This window comes from Paraburkholderia dilworthii, from assembly GCF_000472525.1.
In the GTDB taxonomy this organism is placed as follows: Bacteria; Pseudomonadota; Gammaproteobacteria; order Burkholderiales; family Burkholderiaceae; genus Paraburkholderia; species Paraburkholderia dilworthii.
On the sequence record NZ_AWZT01000022.1, the window covers coordinates 60,359 to 85,324 of the forward strand.

At 64.8% G+C, this 24,966-nt stretch carries 21 protein-coding genes; 17 read left to right on the forward strand and 4 right to left on the reverse strand.

Features of this window, described 5'->3' with window-relative positions; all coding sequences use genetic code 11:
• Positions 1 to 32: 32 nt before the first annotated feature.
• The 4 genes from odhB to F759_RS0119585 all read left to right on the forward strand — a co-directional run bounded on the left by odhB (position 33) and on the right by F759_RS0119585 (position 4,718).
• A complete protein-coding gene (gene odhB / locus F759_RS0119570) occupies positions 33 to 1,313 on the forward strand; it encodes a 2-oxoglutarate dehydrogenase complex dihydrolipoyllysine-residue succinyltransferase (protein WP_027801372.1) in 1,281 nt (426 codons plus the stop codon).
• Positions 1,314 to 1,467: 154 nt separating this feature from the next.
• Positions 1,468 to 2,898, forward strand: a complete 1,431-nt coding sequence (lpdA, locus tag F759_RS0119575) for a dihydrolipoyl dehydrogenase (RefSeq protein ID WP_027801373.1) — start codon at positions 1,468 to 1,470, stop codon at positions 2,896 to 2,898.
• 93 nt (positions 2,899 to 2,991) lie between these two features.
• Positions 2,992 to 4,089, forward strand: coding sequence for a cell division protein ZapE (gene zapE, locus F759_RS0119580; protein WP_027801374.1), 1,098 nt, complete (start codon positions 2,992 to 2,994; stop codon positions 4,087 to 4,089).
• A 173-nt stretch (positions 4,090 to 4,262) separates the two neighbouring features.
• Entirely contained in the window at positions 4,263 to 4,718 is a 456-nt protein-coding gene (locus F759_RS0119585; protein ID WP_027801375.1) for a transposase, read from the forward strand.
• 109 nt (positions 4,719 to 4,827) lie between these two features.
• On the opposite strand, the gene F759_RS0119590 is transcribed toward F759_RS0119585, so the two are convergent.
• From F759_RS0119590 to F759_RS0119610, 4 genes are all read right to left on the reverse strand, one after another.
• A complete protein-coding gene (locus F759_RS0119590; RefSeq protein ID WP_027801376.1) occupies positions 4,828 to 5,313 on the reverse strand; it encodes a DUF2147 domain-containing protein in 486 nt (161 codons plus the stop codon).
• A gap of 258 nt (positions 5,314 to 5,571) precedes the next feature.
• Positions 5,572 to 7,278, reverse strand: coding sequence for a ShlB/FhaC/HecB family hemolysin secretion/activation protein (locus tag F759_RS0119595; RefSeq protein ID WP_027801377.1), 1,707 nt, complete (start codon positions 7,276 to 7,278; stop codon positions 5,572 to 5,574).
• 290 nt (positions 7,279 to 7,568) lie between these two features.
• Positions 7,569 to 8,963: a collagen-like triple helix repeat-containing protein gene (locus tag F759_RS0119605; protein ID WP_027801378.1), complete on the reverse strand. Its 1,395-nt coding sequence runs from the start codon at positions 8,961 to 8,963 to the stop codon at positions 7,569 to 7,571.
• A gap of 366 nt (positions 8,964 to 9,329) precedes the next feature.
• Entirely contained in the window at positions 9,330 to 10,871 is a 1,542-nt protein-coding gene (locus tag F759_RS0119610) for a collagen-like triple helix repeat-containing protein (RefSeq protein WP_027801379.1), read from the reverse strand.
• Between the two features lie 656 nt (positions 10,872 to 11,527).
• Between F759_RS0119610 and F759_RS0119620 the strand changes: the two genes are divergently transcribed.
• The 13 genes from F759_RS0119620 to F759_RS0119680 all read left to right on the forward strand — a co-directional run bounded on the left by F759_RS0119620 (position 11,528) and on the right by F759_RS0119680 (position 24,917).
• Positions 11,528 to 11,695, forward strand: coding sequence for a Flp family type IVb pilin (locus F759_RS0119620; RefSeq protein WP_027801380.1), 168 nt, complete (start codon positions 11,528 to 11,530; stop codon positions 11,693 to 11,695).
• A gap of 156 nt (positions 11,696 to 11,851) precedes the next feature.
• On the forward strand, positions 11,852 to 12,352 hold the full coding sequence (locus F759_RS0119625; RefSeq protein WP_027801381.1) for an A24 family peptidase: 501 nt from the start codon (positions 11,852 to 11,854) through the stop codon (positions 12,350 to 12,352).
• 83 nt (positions 12,353 to 12,435) lie between these two features.
• Positions 12,436 to 12,909, forward strand: a complete 474-nt coding sequence (locus tag F759_RS0119630) for a TadE/TadG family type IV pilus assembly protein (protein WP_407668545.1) — start codon at positions 12,436 to 12,438, stop codon at positions 12,907 to 12,909.
• Positions 12,910 to 13,000: 91 nt separating this feature from the next.
• Positions 13,001 to 13,933, forward strand: coding sequence for a Flp pilus assembly protein CpaB (cpaB, locus tag F759_RS0119635; protein WP_027801383.1), 933 nt, complete (start codon positions 13,001 to 13,003; stop codon positions 13,931 to 13,933).
• Positions 13,934 to 13,971: 38 nt separating this feature from the next.
• Positions 13,972 to 15,426, forward strand: a complete 1,455-nt coding sequence (locus F759_RS0119640; protein ID WP_027801384.1) for a type II and III secretion system protein family protein — start codon at positions 13,972 to 13,974, stop codon at positions 15,424 to 15,426.
• A gap of 144 nt (positions 15,427 to 15,570) precedes the next feature.
• A complete protein-coding gene (locus F759_RS0119645; RefSeq protein WP_027801385.1) occupies positions 15,571 to 16,812 on the forward strand; it encodes a fimbrial protein in 1,242 nt (413 codons plus the stop codon).
• Between the two features lie 3 nt (positions 16,813 to 16,815).
• On the forward strand, positions 16,816 to 18,186 hold the full coding sequence (locus F759_RS0119650; RefSeq protein ID WP_027801386.1) for a CpaF family protein: 1,371 nt from the start codon (positions 16,816 to 16,818) through the stop codon (positions 18,184 to 18,186).
• Positions 18,179 to 19,252 (forward strand): type II secretion system F family protein, encoded by a 1,074-nt coding sequence (locus F759_RS0119655; protein WP_027801387.1) that lies wholly within the window; start codon positions 18,179 to 18,181, stop codon positions 19,250 to 19,252. The genes F759_RS0119650 and F759_RS0119655 overlap by 8 nt, the downstream gene beginning before the upstream one ends.
• A gap of 2 nt (positions 19,253 to 19,254) precedes the next feature.
• Complete coding sequence (locus F759_RS0119660; RefSeq protein ID WP_027801388.1) at positions 19,255 to 20,457, forward strand: type II secretion system F family protein; 1,203 nt, start codon at positions 19,255 to 19,257, stop codon at positions 20,455 to 20,457.
• A gap of 11 nt (positions 20,458 to 20,468) precedes the next feature.
• Positions 20,469 to 21,329, forward strand: a complete 861-nt coding sequence (locus F759_RS0119665; RefSeq protein ID WP_027801389.1) for a tetratricopeptide repeat protein — start codon at positions 20,469 to 20,471, stop codon at positions 21,327 to 21,329.
• 25 nt (positions 21,330 to 21,354) lie between these two features.
• Positions 21,355 to 21,720 carry a DUF3613 domain-containing protein gene (locus tag F759_RS0119670; protein ID WP_027801390.1) on the forward strand — a complete coding sequence of 122 codons (366 nt, stop codon included), beginning with the start codon at positions 21,355 to 21,357 and terminating at the stop codon, positions 21,718 to 21,720.
• 55 nt (positions 21,721 to 21,775) lie between these two features.
• On the forward strand, positions 21,776 to 23,515 hold the full coding sequence (locus F759_RS0119675; protein WP_244438862.1) for a TadG family pilus assembly protein: 1,740 nt from the start codon (positions 21,776 to 21,778) through the stop codon (positions 23,513 to 23,515).
• 10 nt (positions 23,516 to 23,525) lie between these two features.
• Positions 23,526 to 24,917, forward strand: coding sequence for a sigma 54-interacting transcriptional regulator (locus F759_RS0119680; protein WP_027801392.1), 1,392 nt, complete (start codon positions 23,526 to 23,528; stop codon positions 24,915 to 24,917).
• Positions 24,918 to 24,966 lie beyond the last annotated feature (49 nt).

Consider the following 24,966-nt stretch of genomic DNA (forward strand, 5'->3'; position numbering starts at 1 on the left):
CCGTCACCCGATACGTATTCAGGATATTCATAATGGCTATTGTTGAAGTCAAGGTTCCCCAGCTGTCCGAGTCGGTCTCGGAAGCCACGATGCTGCAGTGGAAGAAGAAGCCCGGCGAGGCTGTTGCTCAAGACGAAATTCTCATCGAAATCGAGACCGACAAAGTCGTGCTCGAAGTGCCGGCACCCTCGGCCGGCGTGCTCGCGCAAGTCATCGCGAATGACGGCGACACCGTCACGGCCGATCAGGTCATCGCCAAGATCGACACGGAAGGCAAGGCAGGCGCTGCCGCTGTCGAAGCGGAAGTGAAGCCGGCTCCGGCCGCCACGCCCGCTCCGGCCGCTGCACCCGCGCCTGCTGCTCAGGCCGCATCCGCAACGGGTGCGAACACCGCTGCTTCGCCGGCTGCCGGCAAGCTGATGGCGGAGAAGGGCCTGTCGTCGGGCGACGTCGCCGGCACGGGCCGCGACGGCCGCATCACGAAGGGCGATGTGCTCACCGCAGGCGCCCCCGCAGCGAAGGCTGCACCCGCACCGGCTGCGGCACCGAAGGCCGCAAAGCCGTCGCTGCCGGACGTCAAGGGACCGGCATCGGCCGACCAGTGGCTGAAGGACCGCCCGGAGCAACGCGTGCCGATGTCGCGTCTGCGTGCGCGTATCGCTGAGCGTCTGCTCGAGTCGCAGCAAACCAACGCCATCCTGACCACGTTCAACGAAGTGAACATGGCACCGGTGATGGACCTGCGCAACAAATACAAAGACAAGTTCGAAAAGGAACATGGCGTGAAGCTCGGCTTCATGTCGTTCTTCGTGAAGGCGGCCGTTCACGCGCTGAAGAAGTTCCCGCTGGTGAACGCGTCGATCGACGGTAACGACATCGTCTATCACGGCTACTTCGACATCGGTATCGCTGTCGGTTCGCCGCGCGGTCTCGTGGTGCCGATCCTGCGCAATGCAGATCAGCTGAGCCTCGCCGAAATTGAGAAGAAGATTGCCGAGTTTGGCCAGAAGGCGAAGGACGGCAAGCTGTCGATCGAGGAAATGACGGGCGGCACGTTCTCGATCTCGAACGGTGGTGTGTTCGGTTCGATGCTGTCGACGCCGATCATCAACCCGCCGCAGTCCGCGATTCTCGGCGTGCACGCCACGAAGGAACGCGCTGTGGTCGAGAACGGCCAGATCGTGATCCGCCCGATGAACTATCTGGCGCTCTCGTACGACCACCGGATCATCGACGGCCGCGAAGCCGTGCTGTCGCTCGTCGCCATGAAGGATGCGCTGGAAGATCCGGCGCGCCTGCTGCTCGACCTGTAAAACGCCGCTTCTGTCGGCGTCCCGGCTTGCGATCTCGCGAGCCGGCGCCATATGAAGCATCAGGCAAGCATCATGTCTTAAGCATTCCGCAGTACAGGAACGGCGCGCGCCACGAAGCGTGGCCGCGCGCCGTTCCGTCATCAAAAGGATTGTTATGTCCAAAGAATTTGACGTCGTTGTGATCGGCGCAGGCCCTGGCGGTTATATCGCCGCCATCCGCGCAGCGCAGCTCGGCAAGACCGTCGCATGTATCGAAAAATGGAAGAACCCGGCCGGTGCGTTGAAGCTCGGCGGCACGTGTCTGAACGTGGGTTGTATTCCGTCGAAGGCGCTGCTTGCGTCGTCGGAAGAGTTTGAAAACGCATCGCATCACCTTGCTGACCACGGCATCTCCGTGGAAAACGTGAAGGTCGATATCTCGAAGATGATGGCCCGCAAAGACGGTATCGTCGACAAGATGACGAAGGGCATCGAATTCCTGTTCCGCAAGAACAAGATCACGTGGCTCAAGGGCCACGGCAAGTTCACCGGCAAAACGGATGCCGGCGTGCAGATCGAAGTGAGCGGCGAAGGCGAAACCGAAATGGTCACGGCAAAGAACGTGATCATTGCAACCGGTTCGAAGGCGCGCCATCTGCCGAACATTCCGGTCGACAACAAGATCGTCGCGGACAACGAAGGCGCACTCGCTTTCGACACGGCACCGAAGAAGCTGGCCGTTATCGGCGCAGGCGTGATCGGTCTGGAGTTGGGCTCGGTGTGGCGCCGTCTGGGCGCGGAAGTGACCGTGCTCGAAGCGCTGCCGGAATTCCTCGGCGCGGCTGACCAGGCGCTCTCGAAAGAAGCCGCCAAGCAGTTCAAGAAGCAGGGTCTCGACATTCACGTCGGCGTGAAGGTCGGCGAAGTGACGACCAGCGAGAACAGCGTCACGATCAATTACACGGACAAGGACGGCAACGCGCAGAAGCTCGAAGCGGACCGCCTCATCGTGTCGATCGGCCGCGTGCCGAACACCGACAACCTCGGTCTCGAAGCGATCGGCCTGAAGGCCAATGAGCGCGGCTTCATCGACGTCGACGATCATTGCGCGACGGCCGTGCCGAACGTGTACGCGATCGGCGACGTGGTGCGTGGCCCGATGCTCGCGCACAAAGCCGAAGATGAAGGCGTGCTGGTTGCCGAGATTATCGACGGTCAGAAGCCGCATATCGACTACAACTGCATTCCGTGGGTGATCTACACCGAGCCGGAAATCGCGTGGGTCGGCAAGACGGAACAGCAACTGAAGGCTGAAGGCCGCGAAGTCAAGACGGGTCAGTTCCCGTTCATGGCCAACGGCCGCGCGCTCGGCATCAACAAGGCGGATGGTTTCGTCAAGATGATCGCTGACGCGAAGACCGACGAACTGCTCGGCGTGCACATCATCTCGGCGAACGCATCGGACCTGATCGCGGAAGCCGTGGTGGCGATGGAATTCAAGGCGGCGTCGGAAGATATCGGCCGCATTTGCCATCCGCACCCGTCGCTGTCGGAAGTCATGCGCGAAGCGGCACTCGCCGTGGACAAGCGCGCGCTGAACATGTAATCGCGCGCCTGACCGAACGCAACTCCGGCATTCTGGCATCACCACGAGGCGGGCGGGTTCATTCCCTCCCGCCTTTCTTTTTGCAGCAACACGATGAACGTCACCGAATACTACGAAAAAGAACTGCAGACGCGGGGCTATCAATCCGACCCGGCGCAACGCGCGGCGGTGGACCGTCTGCAGCGGTGCTACGAAGAGTGGGTCGAGTACAAATCGCGCCGCTCGAACGCGTTCAAGAAGCTGATCAATCGCCCGGACCCGCCGCGCGGCGTGTACATGTGGGGCGGCGTGGGGCGGGGCAAGAGCTTCCTGATGGACAGCTTCTACATGATCGTGCCGGTACAGCGCAAAACGCGGCTGCATTTCCACGAGTTCATGCGTGAAGTGCATCGCGAACTGGAAGAACTGAAAGGCCAGGCCGATCCGCTCGACGAACTCGCGCGCCGCATTGCGAAGCGCTACCGGCTGATCTGTTTCGACGAATTCCACGTATCGGATATCGCGGACGCAATGATCCTTTATCGTCTGCTCGACAAGCTGTTCGAAAACGGCGTGCAATTCGTGATGACGTCCAACTACGATCCCGACACGCTGTACCCAGACGGCCTGCATCGCGACCGCATGCTGCCGGCTATCGAGCTGATCAAGGAAAAGCTCGACGTGATCAATGTCGATGCGGGCATCGACTACCGGCAGCGCACGCTGGCGCAGGTCGAGGTATATCACACGCCGCTCGGCGCGGCCGCCGACAAGGCGCTGCGCGATGCGTTCGCGCGGCTCGCCGCGGTGCCTGACGAAAGTCCCATCCTGCACATCGAAAAGCGTGAGCTGAAGGCGCTGCGCAAGGCCGATGGCGTCGTCTGGTTCGACTTTGCGACGTTATGCGGCGGTCCGCGTTCGCAGAACGACTACCTCGAACTAGCGAGCCGCTTCCATGCGGTGATCCTGTCCGCGGTGCCGCAGATGTCGGCGCGCATGGCGTCGGAGGCGCGCCGCTTCACGTGGCTGATCGACGTCTTTTACGACCACAAGGTGAAGCTGCTGATGTCGGCTGCCGTGCCACCCGAGCAGCTTTATGTCGATGGCCCGATGGCCAACGAATTCACGCGCACGGTGTCGCGGATCGTCGAAATGCGAAGCAAGGAGTATCTCGATGCACCGCGCCGGATCGTCGATACATCGCTGACCTGAGCGGCGCTTCGGCGGGTTCCCGCAACTCGCCGGCGGCGCTTTTGCGATAGACCGCCTCGCCTCGGGCTAGCGGACCAGGTCGAAAGGCGTATTTTCAGGATTCGGATTGCTCTGATGTTGCGGCTTTGGGCGACTGGCTATCTTTGTCAAGTATCTGACCAAGGAGAAACCAGATGAACCCCTACCGTGACATCAACGACGAAGAGTGGCAACGCATTGTGCCATTGTTGCCCGAACTGCGCCCGCGCTCGGAATTGCGTGGTCGCCCGCTTGCCAATACACGCTCCGTTCTCAACGGCGTGTTGTGGGTGATGTACAGCGGCGCCACCTGGTCCGCCATGCCCCGCAAATACCCGTCCTATCAGACGTGTCATCGCCGCTTCAAGGCATGGTACGGATCCGGCGTATTGAAGCGCGTCATGGAGCAGCTGTTCGGCGCCGCGAGCGAGGAACTCTGCGCAATGATGGAAGCGCGCATGCGCACGCACGTGAGCGCGGAACAGAAAAGCGTCGTTTCAGCGGAGAAAGCGTCGGCTCCGGTAGCGCCCTCGGTGTACACCCCGGCAGCGGCCACCCCCTTGCCGTCTTTTCCGTTTGCCTTCACGTCGCCCTTCAAACACGCTGCATGACGACTCAAATCACGCTACATCACGTAGAAAAACGGCCGAACGGTAGTATCGTCTGCCGTTTCTCTTTCTTTCCGGTCACGTCGCTAATGCGTGCGGATACGGGCCGGCATCATTGCTGACGAACCCACGTTTGCGAACGGCCGAGCAGCGACACGCCGATATAGCCGCGCACCACGAGCTTGTTGCCGCCGTCTTCCAGATGCATCTTGCACTTGTACAACTTGCCGTTTTCCGGATCGAGAATCTGCCCGTGATCCCAGGCATCGCCGTCCTTTTTCATCTCGCTGATGATGGTCATGCCGAGAATCGGCTGATCCTTGCGCGCATCGGTGCATGCAGTGCAGCGGCGATCCGGCTGATCGTTCGGACCGAGACCTTTGATCACCTTGCCGCTGAGCGTCCCATTGCCGTCCTGCGAAATCTGCACTAATGCCTTGGGTTGGCCGGTGTGGTCGTCGATGGTCTGCCAGGTGCCCACGGGAGTGTCCGTCTGCGCCATCGCGGTGACGGCGCTTGCGACCAGCACGCCGGCAAGCGCGGCATGTTTCGCTGTACGAAGTGCGATCGCGCGAGCGCTTTCGATGAACTGCATCATTGTCTTCCTCCTTGATAAAAGACGGCGCGATCATGCTCGCGCAGCGTTATCGACATCGCGTGAGGTAATACTGCGAGCCGTCAGGCTCGCGATCTCGCGTGATGCTTCCGGGTTCTCCTGACGCTCGCGGCGCGCGGCCGGATTTGCGGCTCTCGTGTGGCCGCTTCATGACGTCAGCGCAGAATACGTGAAGTGTGCGCGAAAGTGCGCGCACCGTTTGATAGTGGAACCTCTAGTCGGGCCGCGTCGCGTCCGCGCTCAGTTCAGCTGATACGAAAACGTAGCGTTGATGCGCGGACTTCGCGACGCGCTTTCCACCGGGGCATCCCCGACCGCTTTGGCCACCGACAGATCCAGGCTGTAATATTTCGCGTCGCTGACCCGGAAGCCGAATGCGATCGACGAAAGCCTCGACGGCGAGGGCGTCCCCGCATGCAGATAGACGCGCGCCATATCGAACGAAATATACGGCGTGAAAGTGCGCAGGTACGTGAAACCCGGCGTGAACGCGCGGTTGATCTCCAGCATCGCGCCCCAGCCCGAATCGCCGGATGCCTCGCCCGGCTGATAACCCTGCGCGAAACGCTGCGCCCCGAAGGCGATCTGCTCGGAGGTCGGCAGAGAGACCGGGCTGTACTGTCCGGTAAGCGAGATCGCCGTGCCGATTTTCAATGGCCACTCGTTGGTTTGCGAAAAACTCGCACCGGTACGCACGAAATTGATCGAAGCCGGATTGCTGACGCTCGTGCCAGGCACGTTCGAATCGCCGGACTTCGACGCGCCCAGAATGTCGAAGGCCTTCGCCACGTTGATACTCGCCCGGCGTACCTGACCGGTCTGCACACTCGTGTAATCGGCCTGCAACTGCATCACACGCACCTGCGAGCGCAGGCCGATCTGCGCGCCGTTCTGCTGGTTGTGATAACGGTCCTCGTCGTGCGACGCATAGACCGAGGCGGTGCCGGTCACGCTCTGCGTGTTGCTCAGGAGGATCGGGTAGGCGAGCGAGCCGCCAATCTTGTCGTTGATGACCGTGCGTTCGACGTACGACGGCAAGCCGGGATTGTCGGTCGGATTGCCGCGATAGTGCGACGCATCGATCTTCGAAATCAGGCCGTTGCTGCCGATCGGCACGGTCGCATGGGGGGCCAGATAAGTGACGTTATCGCGGCCTTTCGGCAGGAGCGCCGACACGCTCAGTTGCTCGCCGAGCGCGGTGAGACCATTCTCGGTCGCGGTGAGCAAGCCTTGCACGCCGGGGTGGTTGAAGTCGATGCCCATGCTGATGTCGAAGGGCTTGCGATCCACGTTGAGCTCGAGCGTGGTCGCGCCGTCCGTGTTCTGCGGCGGCGGTACATTCGCCGCGACTTTCACGCCGGGCAGCAGACCCAGCACGTTGATATAGCGCTCGAAGGTCGCGCGCCGCAGCGGACGGTCCGCAGTGATGTGATCGGCGATCGCGCGGATCTTGTCTTCCACCGCGCCGGCCTTGCCCGTCACCTTGACCGCGGACACATAGCCTTCCACCACAGTCACGCGCACGACGCCGTCCGCGAACGTCTGCGCCGGGATGAACGCAAACGAGAGCGCAAAGCCGCGGTCCTGATAGAGCTTCGTTACGCCGTTGGCCACCTGGATCAGATCGCCGATGGTCGTGTCCTTGCCCACGAGCGGCGTGAAGCGCTGCGCGACGTCGTCGAACGGGATCGACTTGACGCCTTCGACCTGTACGCGCGTCGGCGTCAGATGGCGGGCAAGCAGCTCTTGCAACTGAGGCGCCTGCGGCGCGATCTGCATCGTGACGTTGGGGCCTTTGTCGGGCGCCTTGATCTGCGGCAGCGAGTCGAGCGGGTTGCCGCCTGCCACCCCGGCCGGACGCGATTGCGCGTGCGCGAGCGGTTGCAGTGTGCTCGCCACGATCGCCGCGAGCACGAAGGTCCAGGTGCTGTCGTACCCGAGTTTCATCGGATTGTCCTCGTACACCGTCTTGTTTTACGAGCGTCTGTCTTTGCGCGGCATGGCCTTGCCGCTTGACTGCGCTCGCTTATGTGTGGCCGGACGCGTGTTGCGGTCCCACCCTGTATTACGTCATCTGCTCCGCGAAGCTTGAATGCGGATGCGACAGCGCCCAGCCGCAAGCGAGCTGACTGTCGAGCCGAACGATACCGGAAGCCTCACGACGACGCGGCGTGGCGGACAACGGATGACGCCCGCAGCCGATGCCATGCACGTCGCGTCGATACCGCTTATGCGGACTACTTATGATTTACCGGCACGAGGCCACCGAGCAGCGTCGTCAGCCCGCTTGCCGGGCTGCTCGAGCCGCCCGTCGAACCGGTTGAGCCGGCCGAGCCGGCCGTTGAGCTCAGCGTGCCCGTCAGTTGCCCGAGCAGAGCGGTCACCGGCCCGAGCGCCTGGCCGCTGCTGCCCGAGCCGCCTGCGGCGGCGCCACCAGCACCGCTGGTGACGCCGGACAGCACGCCGCTAAGCGGCGATAGCGGGCTTGCTGCGCTGCCTGTGCCGCCCGGCGCTGACGTCAGCGAACTGAGCGGTGCGCCGCTCAGTCCTGAACTGAGACCGGCGAGAGGTGTGCCGCCGAGCAGCGTCGACACCGAACCGAGCGGATTGTCGCCGAGACCGAGACTTGCAAGCGTGCCTTGCAGCGGGCCGAACGGGCTGCCGTTCGACGGCGCTCCATTGACCACGCTCAGGTTCGTGCTGCCGACGAGGCTCGTAATCAGGCCCGGGATCGGCAGCGCGCCATTCGGGCCGTTCTGATTGACGAGGCCCCCGGCGTTAATCACGGAGTTGCCGAGCGAGCCGACCAACGCACCGACATCGGCGCCAATGGGATTGCCGGTCGTCGAGCCCACCTGCGAGCCGGCGGAACTCAATGCGCCGCCGACCTGAGCCAGCACGCCGCCAATCGGAGCGCCGAGCCCCGTCTGCGTGCCGACCGCCTGGGTGACGAGGCCGGCGGTCGTCACAAGGGGTGTGATCGCGGTGCTGACCGGCTGCGTGATCTGTTGGACGGGTGCGGAGCCGAGCGTATTGCCAAGCGTCGCGCCGCCCGCGTTCAACGCGCTCGCGGTGGTCGAGAGGACGCCGGCGAGCGGCGTCGTAACCGGCGACAGCGGCGCGAGATTGCCGCTGCCGAGGCCGTCGACGGCGGTACTGAGCCCTTGCACGACACCGCTCGTCGAACTCACCACCGAGCCGAGACCGGCCGCCGTCGTGCCGACAGGGTTCGACGCAGTGCCGATCTGGCCAACGCCGCTGCTGAGCGCATCGGCGAGCGAGTTCAGCGTAGTGCTGGTCGCCGACACCGCGCCGCCGAGCCCTTGGGTGACTTGCGGACTGAGGCCGGGGATGGTCTGTGCGGCGATCGCCGAGCCGAGGTCGTTGGTCGTCATCGCCGCGCTGGTGACTGCCCCCGAGGTGCCGGTAGTGGTGGTGGTCGTGCCGTCACCGCTGCCCGACGAGCCGGAGCCGCTGCCGCTTCCGGTACTGGATGTCGTCGGCGGCGAGTTGACGGTGCTGCCGCCGCACGCCGCGAGTAAGCCTGCGACGGCCACTGCGATCAACGGGGCGCGCAGCGATATGAAAGTCGCCGCGGTGGTGTGGCGGTTAAACAGGTGGTGCGTGGACATGTGTGCTCCTCAATGCCTCGTGGCGTCGTGTGTGATGTTCGAATGCACCGTTTCGACGGATGTCGGACGGTGTGCCGCGTTTTCAGCGGCTTTTAAAGTCAGGTTCAAAGCCGGGTTCGAAGCCGCGCTCAGACCGGGTACTCAAGGCGGCTCAGAAGCAGCCTCAGGCCCGGGATGGAACGCGGCCTGGCGGGGCCCGCGGGACGCGCCGATCTGCGTTGATCGCGTGCTTATCGCACGTCTCGCAGCGCGGCGCGTGTTCCATCGCGTGTTGCGATATGCGCTTGGATACGCGTTCCAACACGCGTTCCAACACGCGTTCCAACACGCGCTCCAACACGCGTTCCGTTTCGCGAGCGAGTGCGCCTACTTCTTCGACAACCCACCGAGCAGCCCGCCGACCAGCGAGGTCACAGGCGCAAGCGGATTGTTCGTCGTAGCGTTGCCCGAGTTCGCCGTGAGCGACACCCCTGCGGTGACGGTGCCCGGCGCGCTCGACGTTGCCGCCGCAGCGGGCGCCGTGACGCTACCGATCGCACTCGTGACCGTCGACAACAAGCCGGTGACGGGAGCGAGCGGGCCGCTGCTGCCGCCCGCCGCGCTGCTCAACCCGCTCGTCACGCTGGAAAGAACACCGGTAACGGGCCCGAGCGGACTGGCGCCGCTCGATGCGCCGCCGACGGCGCCGGTCAAGCCGCCGAGCAGACCGGTAACCGGACCGAGCGGGCCACTGCCTGTGCCTCCCGCGAGCCCGCCGAGCACGCCGGTGACCGGTGCCAGCGGGCCACTGCCTGTGCCTCCGCTCAGGCCACCCAGCAGGCCGGTCACAGGTGCCAGCGGGCCGCTGCCGGCGCCTCCCGTCAGCCCGCCCAATGCGCTTGTCAGCGGGGCGAGCGGGTTTCCGCCGGTGCCGCCCGTCACTAACCCGCCAACGGAAGCGATCGTCGTTCCGGTATCCGTCACGGTACGTCCGAGCGCGGTCGTGACAGGATTGCCGCCCGTCGCGCTCAACAGCGCGCCGGCCTGGCCGAGTCCCGCGCCAAGCGTCGACAGCAATGTATTGACCGGCGCTCCGAGGCCGGTCGTATTGCCGACTGTCTGCGTGGTCGCCGCGACCATCGACGTGATCGGCGTGATCGCGGTGAGCGTTTGCGTGACTTGCTGAACCGGACCTGTCGATAGCGCCGTGGCGAGCATGCTGCCGCCGTTGGTAACGGCTCCGCCGATGGTCGTCACCGCGCCGCCGAGCGGCGTCGTGATCGCCGACAGAGGAGCCAGCGGGCCGCTGCCGAGGCCTGTCACGAGGCTGCCCGCGTCTGTCACAGCGGCGCCGGCATGTCCCACGGCGCCGCCGACGCTCGACACCGTCGTGCCGAGCGCATTGCCGCCGGTGCCGAGCTGCCCGAGTCCCTGCGTCACGCCGCTGCCGAGCGTCGACACGGTCGAGCCGACTTCCTGCACGATGCCGCCCGCGGCCTGGGTGGTTTGCGAGCTCACACCAGGCAGCGGCTGGGAGCCGATTACCGTGCCGATGCCGGTGACGGTCGAGCCGACGTCGCCGACCACGCCACCGGTGTTGCCCGCGACAGTGCCGATTGCGTTTGCCACCGGTGTCGTGCCGGGATTCGTTCCGGGGTCGGTGTGCGTACCGGGGTTCGCATTGGTATTCGTATCGGCGTTCGTTGTGCCGCCGGAGCCGGCGCTGCCCGAACCGGCCGAGCCCATCGAGCCGCTGCCGCCGGTCGTCGATAACGTGCCGCCGGCCGAACCGCTGCCATTGCTACCGGTGCCTGAACTGAGGCTCCCGGAGCCTCCGCAGGCGCCGAGAGAAAGCATTGCCGCCACACTGGCCGCAATCAGGGTTGCCCGCAACGTGGTGTTGGCCGTGTCGATTGTTTGAATGTTCATGTCGCCCTCGCATCGCATGTGTTGTCTGGTTGCTGCTGCGAGCTTTCTCTGCAGGACCCGTGCCATTTGAACTGATCAATAGCGAGGAATTTTCAAAGGCGCGCCGCAGCGCCTTAAGCAATAAGGCGCGGCGGAATTTGATGGAGCGTGCGCTAAATGAGAAGGCGCACAAAAAAACGGGCCTGCGGCGCATTTTCGATGCATGCGTAACGTAACGGACCGCGCGCGCCGTTACGCATTTCGCCGTAACGCGAGCGAACGTGGCGCCGACGCGCGATTGAAACGTCCCGTTCAAACGGATAATTAGTGCATCGATTCAAAATTATGGTTAATACTATGTGCTGCAACGCACGAACCGCCGTTAACCTATGTGCACGAGAAGAGCAGACGCGCGCAGAAGTCTCGGGAACAGAACAATTGCTTAAATAAGTTTGTTCGGCTATAAAACGCGGAAGTTCGACGGATACACGAGGGAGGTGGGTTATCGAACAGACAGCTCATGAGACATCCGTTTTATCGAAGACCGCGGCAACGCCGGGCTGCTGCAATGCAGTAGGCAATACTGGGAACGAGAGACCCACGGGCGCCATGCGTGCGAGGTTCGCCGCCGGCTGCGGCACACAGAAAGATGAATAAATCAAAGACCGAGGGTAACAATGAAAAAGTTCACCACAAGCTTTCTGAGAGATAACCGGGGCGTTACAGCGCTGGAATATGGCCTCATTGCGGGCCTTATCGTCGTCGTTATTGGCTCGACTGTGCAGGGTCTGGGTACGCAGCTCAATGCGGCATTTCAGACGGTCGCCGGGCTTTTGCCGAAATAGAAAACGGTGCAGGTCTCGGCGAGTAACGCAAGCTGCTAGCGAATTGTTAATTCATTTAGCCACACGCGATTTATTCGCCGTAAAGATCCTGCCTGATAGGCCGTACTCGGACTGCAATTGCTGTCCGAATGGATTTATTCGCCTATCGAGTCCGACATGCAAGTATCCATCGCGCTTTTTATATTCCTGGTCTGGTGTGCGTGGGTCGCAATTTGCGATTACCGCAGCCGGCGTATTTCCAATGCACTTGTCGTTATCGGTTTGATAACGGCGTTTACGTGCGCCTTACTCGGCATTAGCCCGTTCGGCATTGCCGCGAGTCGGGCTGCGGCCGGCGCGGCTGTCGGTCTCGTCGCGTTGTTGCCGTTTTTCGCAATCGGCGTGATGGGCGCGGCGGACGTCAAGGTGTTCGCCGTACTCGGCGCGTGGTGCGGCGTCCATGCGCTGCTCGGGTTATGGGCCGTGGCGAGCGTCGTCGCCGGGCTGCATGCGGTGTGGGTGCTCGTCGCCGCCCGCACGCGTGTGGCCGCGCTGCTTGAACGCCGCTCGCCGACGTTCGAACTGGCAGGCCGGCGCTCGACGCCGTTTGCCGCATGTCTCACCGTGCCGTTGACCGTATGGCTCGTCACGCAGGTCGTTCTAGGAGCCGCCCGATGAGCCTGCGTCCGCCACTCGCGCACAGGCCGCCAGTTCCGCGCCGTGCAGAGCACACATGCCACGTGAAACGCGCGACACGCGTGATGCATGCGATGCATGTTCCACACGCGACACGCACAATGCGCATGCAACGCGGCGTCACTGCCATCGAATTCGCGCTCGTGTTTCCGCTTTTTTTCTGCGTGTTCTACGCGATCGTGACATTCAGTCTGATCTTCGTCGCGCAGCAGAGTCTCACGCTTGCGAGCGAAGAGGGCGCGCGCGCCGCACTCAATTATCAGAAAGCGAATGACGTCACCGCCGCCGTCAACCTGCGTGCCGCGGCTGCGTGCACGACGGCAACCAATATGGTCGCGCAAATGATCAGTACGGCCACATGCCAGACGGCGCCCGCCGCATGCAGCTACCAGCCGTCCATGACGTGCATCGGCGTGACGTTGACTTATGACTACGCGGCGCATCCGCTTATTCCCAACCTGCCTCTGCTCGGACTCGTGCTGCCCGACAACCTGACCAGTACCGCCACGGTGCAACTCAATCCGGTGAACATACTTTGACTTACGCACACGCTCCAGTCCCGCCAGGTGCAACTCGCTCACCCGCGCATTCGGGGCGCCTCGCCGGATGCGGTCCGTGGCGCGGGACATCATGCTGAAGCTGACCCGCATCGCTGCCGGCGCGCTGATCGCCCTCGCACTGTTGCTAGGCCTGTTTGCCGTGACGCTGTTGCGCCGGCCCGCGCCGGCGCCCGTGGCGTCCGTCAGGCAAGCGGTCTTCCCGGTTGTCGTGGCCACCCGCACGCTGCCCGCGGGCAAGCCAATCGCCGCGGACGCGCTGCGCGTGCAGCCGTTGCCGATCAATCCGAACGGCGCATTCGCCGATCCGTCGCTGGTTGCCGGCCGGGTGCCGGCAGCCGACATCGGCGCGGAGTCGCCCGTGCTCGAGGAACAACTGTCGTCGGGACTCGCGGAGCGGATCGAGCCCGGCGAGCGTGCATTGGCGGTGCGCGTCGAGGAATCGAACGCGGTCGGCAACCGCTTGCGGCCGGGAAATTTCGTCGACGTGTTCTTCACGCTCAAGCGCGACGGCAATATGGGCAGCAGCGGCGAGATCGAGCATACCCAGGCGCGTCTTCTGCTGTCGAAGCTGCGCGTGCTCGCGTTCGGCAATGCAACAGCCACCGGCGACACGTCCGGAGATCCGAACGCAATGGTGCGCACCGCGGTGCTGGCAGTGCCGGTCGCGGACGTCGACCGCCTCACGCTTGCCGAGACATCCGGACGGCTAGTGTTCGCGCTGCGCAATCCGAAGGATCCCGAAATAATCGACGCGGGCGCATTCACGCCGCTGCCTGCCGTGCTCAAGACCGCGACTCAAGCGGGCGGCGCCGCGCCGCTGCAGGATTCGACACGCGCGGCGGCCGGCGTTTCGCTCGACGCGTTGTCTGGCGGCGCGGGCCGCGCCGCGCCGCGCACACCGGCTGCGCCGCGCCTGGCCCCGGCCGTTGGCGGGGCCGCGGGCCACGCGGGCGGCGGAATCGAAGTGATACGGGGTGGGCGCGCCGAAACGGTCGCCCGATAGCGGTCTGAGGGAGCGCGCGGCCAGCGCGTCCATAAAAAATGAACAAACGCATTTTCGAGTACGGAATAACGGCGCTGCTGTGCGGCTCGTCGATGGCCGCGTCGTCCGCAAGCCTTGCGGAGGGGGCTGCTCAGCAGATCGACGTGGTGGTCGGCTCACAGCAGCCGCTCGCGAGCGGTCATACGCTGCGGCGCGTTGCCATCGGCGATCCGAGCGTCGCGGACGTACTCATCATCAAGGGTGACAAGACGGGCGGCGTACTGCTGATCGGCAAGTCGCCGGGCAGCACGAACGTGATGTTGTGGGAGCAGGGCAAGGACACACCGCTGTCTTATGTTGTGAACGTGAGCTCGGCGGCGGCGAAGACCTTGCTGGGGCCCGGCACGCCTTCGGTCAACGTGCTCGGCGAGACCGCGCTGATTTCGGGCACCGCGCCGACGATGGAAGTGCATCAGCGCGCAGTGGCCGCCGCCAACGTCGACGCGCATCAGCGTGCCGCGCTCGGCGGCGCAGCGAACGGCGGCCCGCCGGTCAATGCGAACTACTCGCGCGGCAAAGGCGGCGATGTCGCGGGCACGGCGGGCGGCACCGGTGGAGCGAGCGGCGGCGCGCAGGTCTACGACATCTCGACGATCGCGACGCGCTCGGTCGTGCAAGTCGATGTGCGCGTGGTGGAGTTCAGCCGTACGGTGCTCAAGCAGGTCGGTCTGAACATTCTGAAGCAGAACAACGGTTTCACGTTCGGCTCGTTCGCGCCGTCGGCGCTCACCTCGGCGACCTATGGCGCGGCGGCATCGTTTGCTTCGGTGGCGCCGATTTCGTCGGCGTTCAACCTCGTGTTCAACTCGGCCACCCACGGATTGTTCGCTGACCTGAGCCTGATGGAGAGCAACAATCTCGCGCGGATTCTCGCGGAGCCGACGCTCGTCGCGCTGTCCGGACAGAGCGCGAGCTTTCTCGCGGGCGGAGAGATTCCCGTGCCGATTCCGCAGGGCCTCGGCACTACGTCGATCGAATACAAGCCGTACGGCGTCGGGCTCACGCTCACGCCCACGGTGCTCAGCCCGCAGCGCATCGCATTGAAGGTTGCGCCGGAGGCGAGCCAGCTCGACTTCGCGAACGCGGTGACGATCAGCGGCGTGTCGGTGCCCGCGATCACCACGCGCCGCACCGATACGACGGTCGAACTCGGCGATGGCGAAAGCTTCGTGATCGGCGGGCTGATCGACCGCGAAACGATGTCGAACGTGGCCAAGGTGCCGCTGCTCGGCGATCTGCCGGTGATCGGCGCGTTCTTCAAGCAGCTCAACTATCAGCAGAACGACAAGGAACTGGTGATCATCGTGACGCCGCATCTGGTGTCGCCGCTCGCGAAGGGCGCGACCTTGCCCGCCACGCCGGGCGAGCAGGCCGAACAGCGCAACGCACCGGTGTGGCGCTCGCTGTTAGGCGGCGTGGCGGCGCGCGACGCGGCGCCGGGATTTTCGAAATGAACGCGCGCGGACCGGCGCCGGGTTGGCTCGTGCATAGGTGTTGTCGTCGGGAGGTAGACCCCCTTGCGTCGCAGGTATGCCGCAGCGGGCAACGCAAGGCAGAGGCAGGGGTGTTTGCGCCGATGCCGCAAGAGGATGGGCCTGATGAACGCAAGAACGCACTCATTGACTGAGAGATCCGTCACCGACTACTTCATGTTCGCGTCGCTCGCCGACGAGCATGTGCATTGGCTTTCGCAGACGTTGCTCACGGCCGGGGCGGTCGAAGCGGTGACGCTCGATCCGTCGATGCTCACGCAGCGTATCGCGACGCTCAATCCCTCGCTCGTCTTCGTCGACTTCTCGGGCGGACGCGGCGCGGCGGCGAGCGCGGCGACGAGCGCCGTGCGCACGCAGTACCCCGGCTTGCAGATCGTGGCGATCGGTTCGCTGGCGGAGCCCGAAAGCGCGCTCGCCGCGTTGCGCGCAGGCGTGCGCGACTTCATCGATCTGTCGGCGCCCGCCGCCGACGCGCTGCGCATCACCCAGCAGGTGCTCGACAATCTCGTCGAACCGGTGAGCCGGCACGGCCGCGTGACCGCACTGCTCGGCGCGCGCGTCGGCATGGGCGTGAGCACGCTCGCGACGAATCTGGCGGTCATGCTGCAAAGACGCGACGCGCAACAGGGCAGGCAGGCGGCGCTGCTCGACCTCGGCTTGCCGGCTGGTGACGGTCTGCTGATGCTCAACACGCGCAGCGATTTTCATTTCGTCGAAGCCGTGCGCAATCTGCGGCGCTTCGATCAGACCTTCGTGCACACGGCGCTGTCGCATCACGCGAGCGGCCTCGCGTTCACGACACTGCCGCCCAATCTCGCCGACATGCGCGAGATTTCGTACTCGTCGTCGATCAGTCTGCTCAACCGGCTGCGGGCGTTTTTCGACCAGCAGATCGTGGATCTCGGCGGCTTTTCGAACATGGAGTTTATCGCGCACGTCGTGCAGTCTTCCGACGAAGCGTGGCTCGTCTGCGATCAGGGCGTCGCGTCCATCGTGTCGGCGGTCGGCGTGCTCGAAGCATTGCGCGAAGCGGGCGCCGATACGGCCAACGTCAAACTGATCGTGAACAAGTTCGATGCCGATCTCGGCCTCGCGGCCCCGCAGATCGCGCAGCGCCTCGACATCCCGCTCGTCGCGAGCTTGCCGGACCGGCGCGTCGCGCTTGGGCAAACGGCGAACCAGGGCCTGCTGCTCGCCGACGCCGGCGCGCGCGACCCCTACATCCGCGCGCTCGAATCCTTGATCGAGCGGCTTGCCGGTCCTGCCCACGCGAGCGCGCCGGTGCGCGGCAAGTCCGCATTAGGTGCGCTCAAGCGCTTTATTCCTACTTCCTCCAGACGGTCATAGACGATGGCAAAAGAGATCGAATTCGCCGACAACGCGCCGTCGTTCGCGCAAAGCCAGCAGTTCCAGGACATCAAGAACGCCGCGCACGAACATCTGCTCACGCGTATCGAGGAGCTGGGCTCGGAGTTCGGCCGCTGGTCGCGTAACGCGATCAATCAGTTCGTCGATCTGGAAATGGACAGCTTCGTGCGGCTGCGGCGCATTCCGATCAACGAGGCGGAGGTTCGCGCAATCGCCGAGGCGTTGACGAAAGAACTCGCGGGCTTTGGCCCGATCGAGGATCTGCTCAACGATCCCGCCGTCGAGGACATTCTCATCAACGGCTACAACGATGTGTACGTATCGCGCCACGGCATCCTGACGAAGATACCGGTGCGTTTCGCCGACAACCCGCACCTGTTGCGCATCGTGCGGCGCATTCTCGCGCCGATCGGGCGGCGTCTGGACGAATCGAATCCGATGGTCGACGCGCGCCTGCCCAACGGCGGGCGCGTGAACGTCGTGATCGAACCGTTGTCGATCGACGGCCCGATCGTCTCGATCCGCAAATTCCGCAAGGACCCGTTGCGCCCCGACGATCTGCTCGGCAACGGCACCTACAGTCCCGAAATCGGCGCGCTGCTCGAAGCGGCGGTCGAGGCGCGCTGCAACGTGCTGGTGTCGGGCGGAACGAGTTCGGGCAAAACATCGCTGCTCAACGCGCTGGCGTTTCATATCCCCGAGCCGGAGCGCGTCGTGACGATCGAGGACACGGCCGAATTGTCGCTGAACCATCCGCATGTGGTGCGGCTCGAAAGCCGTCCGGGCGGCTTCGACGGCGCCGGCGTCGTCACGATCCGCGATCTGTTGCGCAATACGCTGCGGATGCGGCCCGACCGCATCATCGTCGGCGAAGTGCGTGGTGGCGAAGTGCTGGAAATGCTCCAGGCGATGAACACGGGCCACGACGGTTCGATGGGAACGGTCCACGCAAGCTCGCCGCGCGAGTGCCTGTACCGGCTCGAAATGCTGGCGGGTTTCGCGGGCTTTCAGGGCACGGAATCGAGCCTGCGCCGGCAGATTGCCAACGCGATCGACTTCATCGTGCAGATCGGGCGGCTCTCGAATGGACGCCGCCGCATCCTGTCGATCACCGAAGTGACCGGACTCTCCGACAACATCATCGCGACGCAGGAGCTTTACCGCTACGAGCCGGTGCTGTCGGCGGACGGCGAAGAGCTCGATCGATGGGTTTCGCTCGGCATTCATCCGCATTCGCCGAAGCTCGCGCGCTTCCGCCAGCCGCTCGGCGGGGCGGTCAACGCGGGCGATGGAGGCTTCGGCGGCGGCGGTTTCAGTAGCGGCGGCGGCTTCGGTGGCGGCTTCAATGTCTAGCGCGGCCTTGATCGTTGCCGCGCTCGCGCTCGTCTGCGCGGCGGGCGCGCTGCTGATCCTGCAGCGCGGCGCACGACGCAAGGAGCAGGTGAGCGCCGAGCGCTTCATCGATAGCCGGATGAGCGCCGCGCCGAGCGCCGCGATGGGTGCCGCGATGGGTGCCGCAGGCGCGCCGCGCGGTGCTTCGGGTCTCGCATTCGGGCCGGGCGGTGGCGCCGCGGCGGCATCCGCTTCCGCGCGCCGCGCTGCGCCCGGCGTGGCGTTCGCGCCGCAAGCGCCGGCGGCCGACGCAGGGTGGCACGTCCATATGCGCTATCTGAGCGCACGCGCGCGCTACGCGATCGGCGCGATGCTCAACCGCGCCGGTTTGCGCAACGCGCGGGCGTCGCTGCTGGTCGTTGCCGCCGTCGTCGCAAGCTTATGTCTCGTGGCCGGCAGCCAGGGCGGGATGCTTGCCGCCTGCGTCACGCTGTTCGGCTGCGCGGTGTTCCTTTACTTCATGATGTCGATGCGGGCAAGCCGGCGCCGCCAGGCGATCGTGAGGCAACTGCCGTCGTTTCTCGACGGCATCGTGCGCCTGATCACGCTCGGCAACAGCGTACCCGCCGCGTTTCAGGCGTCGCTGCAAACCACCGAGGCGCCGCTGCGCGAATGCCTCGATCACGTTTCGCGGATGCTGAGATCGGGCGTCGAGATCGACCGCGCGCTGTCCCACGTCGCGGTGCTGTACGGCGCGCGCGAACTGGAACTGGTGGGCGCGGTGCTGCGGCTGTCCGTCAAGTACGGCGGACGCGCCGACGTGATGCTCGACCGCATGTCGTCGTTCATGCGAGATCTCGAGCAGGCGCAGCGTGAACTCATCGCGATGTCATCGGAGACGCGGCTCTCGTCGTGGGTGCTGGGTATGCTGCCGGTCGGCATCGGCGGCTTTCTGATTCTGACGAACCCGCGTTACTTCGGCTCGATGTGGTTCGATCCGGGCGGCCGCCAGCTTCTTTATCTCGCGTTCGCACTGCAATTGACGGGTGCTTATCTGCTCTACCGGCTTGCCCGGCTAAAGGCATGACGATGCAGCCGACCGAACTCATCGCGCTTGCGCTCGCTCTCGCCGCGGCTGCGTCGCTGCTGCTTGCGGGGTTGCTGATCGCGCGTCTTGCCGCCGCGCGCCGCAGCGCTCGCACGCTCGCACATGCACTCGACGCGCGCGCGCTGCAAAGCGCGGTTGCTGCGACGTCGCGCGGCATGCAAGACGCGGGCGATGCGGCAAACGGTGTGAATGCGGGTCACACGGGTCACGCGGGCCGCGCGGCGGCTGCGGGCTATGCGTCCAATGCGACAAGCGCGCGCAGTGCGTCGACTGCGGCTGGTGCAGCAAACGTGTCGAATGCGGCGAACGCGTCCAATGCGGTGAATGGAGCGAACGGGGCGAATGGGGCGAATGGACTGAGCGCGTCGGCCTCGCGCAGCGCCGCGCCAAACGGGATGCGCGCGGGCGGAATGAAGGGCTTCCTCGAAAGATGCGCGAATGCCGGCACGCGTTGCCTCGACACGTCGGTCGGGCGGCAGATCGTGGCGCAGGAAGATCGGCAACTCCTCGAACAGTGCGGCTTCGTGAATGCCCGCGCGCGCGGACTTTTCCTCATCGCGCGGATTGCCGGCGCGATCCTGCTGCCGCTCGCGGCCGGTGCGCTCGGACACACGTATGTCGGCGGCCCGCGCTATCCGCTGCTTGTGATCGCCGCTTTGGTATGCGGCGTAATGCTGCCGAAGGTGGTGTTGCGCCGTCGCGCGGCGGCGCGCCGCAGCGCCGTCGTCGACGAACTGCCGATGCTCGTCGATCTGTTGCGGCTGCTCCAGGGCGTCGGGCTCTCGTTGGATCAAAGCCTTCAGGTAATCGTCAACGATTTTCGCGGCGTATTGCCGGTGCTGTCGAGCGAACTCGAGATCGCGCAGCGCCAGTTCGCCGCCGGGCGCACGCGCGAGCAGTCGCTGTCGCGGCTTGCATCGAGCTTCGGCAACGAAGACTTGCGCGCGGTGGTGCGCCTGCTGATCCAGGTGGACCGCCACGGCGGTGCGGTACAGGAACCGCTCAAGCAGTTCGGCGACCGGCTGCGCGAAACGCGCCGCGCGATGCTGCGCGAACGGATTGGCCGGATGACGGTGAAGATGACCGGCGTGATGATCCTGACTCTGCTTCCCGCGCTGATGATCGTCACGGCGGGCCCGGGCGTGTTGTCGGTATCTCACTCGCTCAAGGCGATGCATCGGTAAAGGAAACGGCGATGAGATTGATCAAGACACCGAAGTTTTTCACGCATGCGACATGTTGCGTCTGCGCGGCGTTGGCGCTCGGACTGCTGGGCGCATGCGCGTCGAAGGAGTCGGGCTATGGCGTCGGTCCGCAAGCGGAGCGCCAGGCGATGCTGCGCGAGGCCAATCGCGATCCCGCGCCCGACACGCCGGGCATGTATCTGGGGCTGATAGACCGGATGCAGTCGCAAGGGCTCTACTTCGCGTCGCTCGCACATATCGATGCGTACGAGAAACAGTACGGCGTCACGCCCGATTCGATCCTGCTGCGCGCGGACGCGCTGCGTATGACCGACCAGCCCGAGGCGAGCGCGTCCGCCTATGCCCAGTTGTTGCAGACGCCGCTTGCGTCGCGCGGTCATCGCGGGCTTGGGTTGCTCGCCGGCGCGCAGGGCGAGTTCGGACGCGCGGCAGCCGAGTTGCAACAAGCGGCGCAACTCGCGCCCACCGATCCGGTCGTGCTCTCCGATCTCGGCTACGCGCGCCTGCGTGCGGGCGATGTTGCCGGCGCACGCGTACCGTTGATGAAAGCGGCGCAACTGGATTCGGCCAATCCGAAAATCGTCAGCAATGTTGCGCTCTTTCTGCTGGCGAGCGGCCAGGTCACCGACGCGCAGACGCTCATGAATCAGCAAAAGCTCGCAGTCGACGTGCGCGCGGCAATCCGCAGCGACGCGGCGAAAGTCGCCGCCGCCGAGAGCGGCGCGCCGCATTCGGGGGCGGCAGGCATGTCTGCTCCGCGAAGCTTGCAAGCCGCGCCGGCGGGCACCGTCGCGAGTACGCAGAACATGATGGAACCGGCGCCGCGCGTGCTGCAACGGTTCGCACAATGACAGGCGGCACAGCCGCGGGGGCAGCATGAAAAACACGGAACACAAAGGGGTACGCAGGCGGCTTGCGGCGCGCGCGCTGATGTCCGCGCTGGTGCTCGCGCTGGCAGGCGGCAGACCAGCCAGCGCAGGCGCGCAGTCCGCGGCAACTGGTCAGCCGCCGGTCGAGCGCAGCGAGGTCGGCCACTCGACCTCGGCATGGCTCGACCTTCAACGCGGCAACGCGCAAGCCGCAACCCCGCAGCCGATGCTCGGCGAAGAGGCGGGGCTCGCCTATGCGCGCTACATGCAGTCGTTCAGGTCGCGGATTCCCGATCTGTACGGCTCGGCGCTGAGCCAGGGCAGCGGCGGCGGACAGGCCGCCGGCATGACCGGACAAGCGCCGCAGAACTGATATGCCACTACGCGTTCCCACTCGCCGCGATTCGCGATGCGTTCGACCGATGCGCATGCGTCGTTGCTGCACTGTCGGCGCACGCCGCAGCCAGCGCGGCGCGATCGCATTGCTGGCCGCGGTGTGGGTGAGCCTCGCGATCATCGCGCTCGGCGCGGTGGATATCGGCCACTTCTATTACGCGCGTCGCGATTTGCAGCGCACCGCCGATCTCGCCGCGTCAGCAGGCGTGCAACTCATCGGCAGCGCGGGCGGCTGCGCGACGGCGACCAGTACCGCGCAACTGAACGCCACCGCCAATGGCCTGCCAGCCGACGGCATCGTCCAGACCACCTGCGGACGGTGGGACCCGTCGGCCAACGCGGGCGGTTCGTATTTCGTCGCGTCGGGCGCGCCGCTCAACGCGTTGCAAGTGGTGGTCGGCCGGCCAGTGCCGTTTCTGTTTCTGATCGGCCAGACGCGCAATCTGACGGCGAGCGCCGTCGCGCAGGCCACCAACATTCGCTCTTTTTCGCTGACCACGTCGATTGCGAGTTTGTCGGGCGGTCTCGTCAATGGAGTGCTGAACGGTTTGCTCAACACCAACCTGAGTCTCGACGTCGCGTCATATCAGGGGCTCGCGACCGCGCAGGTGAAGCTGTCCGATCTGGCGGCCGCATTGGGCGTCGCCTCGATGTCGCAATTGCTAAAGGCGCAAGTGACGGTTGGGCAACTTGCCAGCGCTATGGCCACCGCGCTCGGTCAGGGCAATCTGGCGAGCGCGAGCGTGAGTGCGATCAACGGGCTGCAGACGATCGCGAGCGCGTCGACGGGTTCGACGAGCATCAACCTCGGCGACAAGACGGGCACGAGCGGTTTGCTGGCGATTGGCCTCGCCAATCCGGAAGCGGCGGCATCGGCCACCGTCAATGCGCTCGACGCGCTGATGGTCGCGGCCGAGATCGCACATGGCTCGGCGGCTGTGAACCTCGGCACCGCGCTGAACCTGGGTCCGCTCGCGAGCGTGACGGCGCAGGCGCGGGTCCTGCAACCGCCGGTGATCGCGGTCGGCGAGGCCGGCACTGACGCAAACGGCAAGCCCCGCACCAGCGCGCATTCGGCGACCATCCGGCTGTATCTGAACGTCAAGCTGCTCAACGTCAGCATTCCGTCGCTCGTCAATATCAGCGCACTGAATCTGCCGATTTACCTCGAAGTCGCGCAGGGCACCGCCGATCTCCAAAGCACGCAATGCTCGACGCAAAAATCCACCAGCTATAGCTGGGTCTCGGCGAAGCCGGGCCTTACGACGCTGTGCGTGAGCGGCGATGCATCCAGTAATTTGACGAACACCACGGGGCCGGCAAGCTGCTCGCAACCGGCGCAATTGACCTCGGTCAGCATGCCGCTGATCAGTCTGAACGCGATCGATGTGTCGGTCGGCAACTCGCCGGCGAGCGGTTTCACTGCGACTTTTCAGGCACAGCAACAGACCGTCTTCAAATTCAACAACGTGACTGGCGACAGCGACGACTATCAAAGCACCGACACCAACGGCCTTGGCTCGGCGGCAGGCGGTCTCGTTAGCCAGCTCGCGAGCGGCCTTGCAGGTTCGATGCATGCGACGGCGCTTGGTTTAGACGTCACGGCCCTCGCCGGGCCGCTCTTCACCGGGCTCGCTGCTTTGCTCACGCCCGTGCTCAATTCGCTCGACCTGCTTCTCGTTCCGCTCCTGCAGCTCCTCGGCGTGCAGGTCGGCGTCAGCACGGTTCACGACCTCGGACTTGCCTGCGGTCAGGCACAACTGGTTTATTGATTCGGCGACCATGAGAACCACCACCAAAATCGAGGAACTCGATATCTACGTCTGGGAGGGCAAGGCCGACATCGTCGACCGGGTCGCGCGCTGCATGGCAAGCTTCGACGTCGAAGTGATCCGCGCGGACGACATTGCGGTTTCGCCCGAGCGCACCGCGCTGCGTCCGTCGCTTGCGATCATCAGCGTTTCGGTGATCGACAGCGGCGCGCTGATTCTGCGCGACTGGCAGGCCGCGCAAGGTATTCCGGTCGTGTGGGTCGGCGCCGCGCCGCGCGACCACGACCCTTCCATGTATCCGGCTGAGTATTCGCACGTTCTGCCGCTCGATTTCACCTGCGCCGAACTGCGCGGCATGGTGACGAAGCTGGTGCTGCAAATGCGTGCGCACAGCGCGAAGACGCACGAGTCGGACGCGATGATCGCGAACTCGGAGTGCATGCAGGCGTTGCTGCACGAAGTCGACACCTTCGCCGACTGCGACACGAGCGTGCTCGTGCACGGCGAGACCGGCGTCGGCAAGGAGCGCATTGCGCAACTGCTGCATGAAAAACATGGCCGCTATGGCAAGGGCCCGTTCGTCGCGGTGAATTGCGGCGCGATTCCGGACGGGCTGTTCGAGTCGCTGTTTTTCGGGCACTCGAAGGGCTCGTTCACCGGCGCGGTCGTCGCGCACAAGGGCTATTTCGAGCAGGCTGACGGCGGCACGCTGTTCCTCGACGAAATCGGCGATCTGCCGCTTTACCAGCAGGTCAAGCTGCTGCGCGTGCTCGAAGACAGCGCCGTCACGCGAATCGGCTCGGCGACGCCCGTCAAGCTCGACTTCCGGCTGGTGGCGGCGACCAACAAGCATTTGCCGCAACTCGTGAAGGACGGCACGTTCCGCGCGGATCTCTATTACCGGCTCGCGGTGATCGAGCTCAAGATTCCGTCGCTCGAGGAGCGGGGCGCGGTCGACAAGATCGCGATCTTCAAGGCGTTCATTGCGCAGGTGGTGGGCGCGGACCGTCTCCCGGATCTTCCCGATTTGCCGTACTGGCTCGCGGACGCCGTCGCGGATACATATTTTCCCGGCAACGTGCGCGAGCTGCGCAACCTGGCCGAGCGGATCGGCGTGACGGTACGCCAGATCGGCGCGTGGGATGCCGCACGCCTGCAGCGTCTGCTCGCGCTCGCCCGCACGACCCAGCCGGTCCCGGCCGGGAGCGCGGCCGATGTACTGGTGGACCGCAGCAAATGGGACATGGCCGAGCGCAGCCGCGTGATTGCCGCGCTCGATGCGAACAGCTGGCGGCGTCAGGACACGGCGCTCTATCTGGGCATCAGCCGCAAGGTTCTGTGGGAGAAAATGCGTAAGTACCAAATTTTCGACGAAGAACCCGAGGCCCGCGAAAGTGAGTAATAATGAGACGATTGGGAACTAAAACAAAAACTGTCGAAGCAGGAATTAC

Excerpts from the sequence above, each read along its gene's own strand:
- F759_RS0119620 (WP_027801380.1), top strand. The coding sequence starts at position 11,528 with ATGAAAAAGTTCACCACAAGCTTTCTGAGAGATAACCGGGGCGTTACA.
- cpaB (WP_027801383.1), top strand. The coding sequence starts at position 13,001 with ATGCTGAAGCTGACCCGCATCGCTGCCGGCGCGCTGATCGCCCTCGCA.
- F759_RS0119640 (WP_027801384.1), top strand. The coding sequence starts at position 13,972 with ATGAACAAACGCATTTTCGAGTACGGAATAACGGCGCTGCTGTGCGGC.
- F759_RS0119625 (WP_027801381.1), top strand. The coding sequence starts at position 11,852 with ATGCAAGTATCCATCGCGCTTTTTATATTCCTGGTCTGGTGTGCGTGG.
- odhB (WP_027801372.1), top strand. The coding sequence starts at position 33 with ATGGCTATTGTTGAAGTCAAGGTTCCCCAGCTGTCCGAGTCGGTCTCG.
- F759_RS0119585 (WP_027801375.1), top strand. The coding sequence starts at position 4,263 with ATGAACCCCTACCGTGACATCAACGACGAAGAGTGGCAACGCATTGTG.
- F759_RS0119680 (WP_027801392.1), top strand. The coding sequence starts at position 23,526 with ATGAGAACCACCACCAAAATCGAGGAACTCGATATCTACGTCTGGGAG.
- F759_RS0119655 (WP_027801387.1), top strand. The coding sequence starts at position 18,179 with ATGTCTAGCGCGGCCTTGATCGTTGCCGCGCTCGCGCTCGTCTGCGCG.
- F759_RS0119675 (WP_244438862.1), top strand. The coding sequence starts at position 21,776 with ATGCGTCGTTGCTGCACTGTCGGCGCACGCCGCAGCCAGCGCGGCGCG.
- zapE (WP_027801374.1), top strand. The coding sequence starts at position 2,992 with ATGAACGTCACCGAATACTACGAAAAAGAACTGCAGACGCGGGGCTAT.
- F759_RS0119670 (WP_027801390.1), top strand. The coding sequence starts at position 21,355 with ATGAAAAACACGGAACACAAAGGGGTACGCAGGCGGCTTGCGGCGCGC.
- F759_RS0119660 (WP_027801388.1), top strand. The coding sequence starts at position 19,255 with ATGCAGCCGACCGAACTCATCGCGCTTGCGCTCGCTCTCGCCGCGGCT.
- lpdA (WP_027801373.1), top strand. The coding sequence starts at position 1,468 with ATGTCCAAAGAATTTGACGTCGTTGTGATCGGCGCAGGCCCTGGCGGT.
- F759_RS0119630 (WP_407668545.1), top strand. The coding sequence starts at position 12,436 with ATGCATGCGATGCATGTTCCACACGCGACACGCACAATGCGCATGCAA.
- F759_RS0119645 (WP_027801385.1), top strand. The coding sequence starts at position 15,571 with ATGAACGCAAGAACGCACTCATTGACTGAGAGATCCGTCACCGACTAC.
- F759_RS0119665 (WP_027801389.1), top strand. The coding sequence starts at position 20,469 with ATGAGATTGATCAAGACACCGAAGTTTTTCACGCATGCGACATGTTGC.
- F759_RS0119610 (WP_027801379.1), bottom strand. The coding sequence starts at position 10,871 with ATGAACATTCAAACAATCGACACGGCCAACACCACGTTGCGGGCAACC.
- F759_RS0119595 (WP_027801377.1), bottom strand. The coding sequence starts at position 7,278 with ATGAAACTCGGGTACGACAGCACCTGGACCTTCGTGCTCGCGGCGATC.
- F759_RS0119590 (WP_027801376.1), bottom strand. The coding sequence starts at position 5,313 with ATGATGCAGTTCATCGAAAGCGCTCGCGCGATCGCACTTCGTACAGCG.
- F759_RS0119650 (WP_027801386.1), top strand. The coding sequence starts at position 16,816 with ATGGCAAAAGAGATCGAATTCGCCGACAACGCGCCGTCGTTCGCGCAA.
- F759_RS0119605 (WP_027801378.1), bottom strand. The coding sequence starts at position 8,963 with ATGTCCACGCACCACCTGTTTAACCGCCACACCACCGCGGCGACTTTC.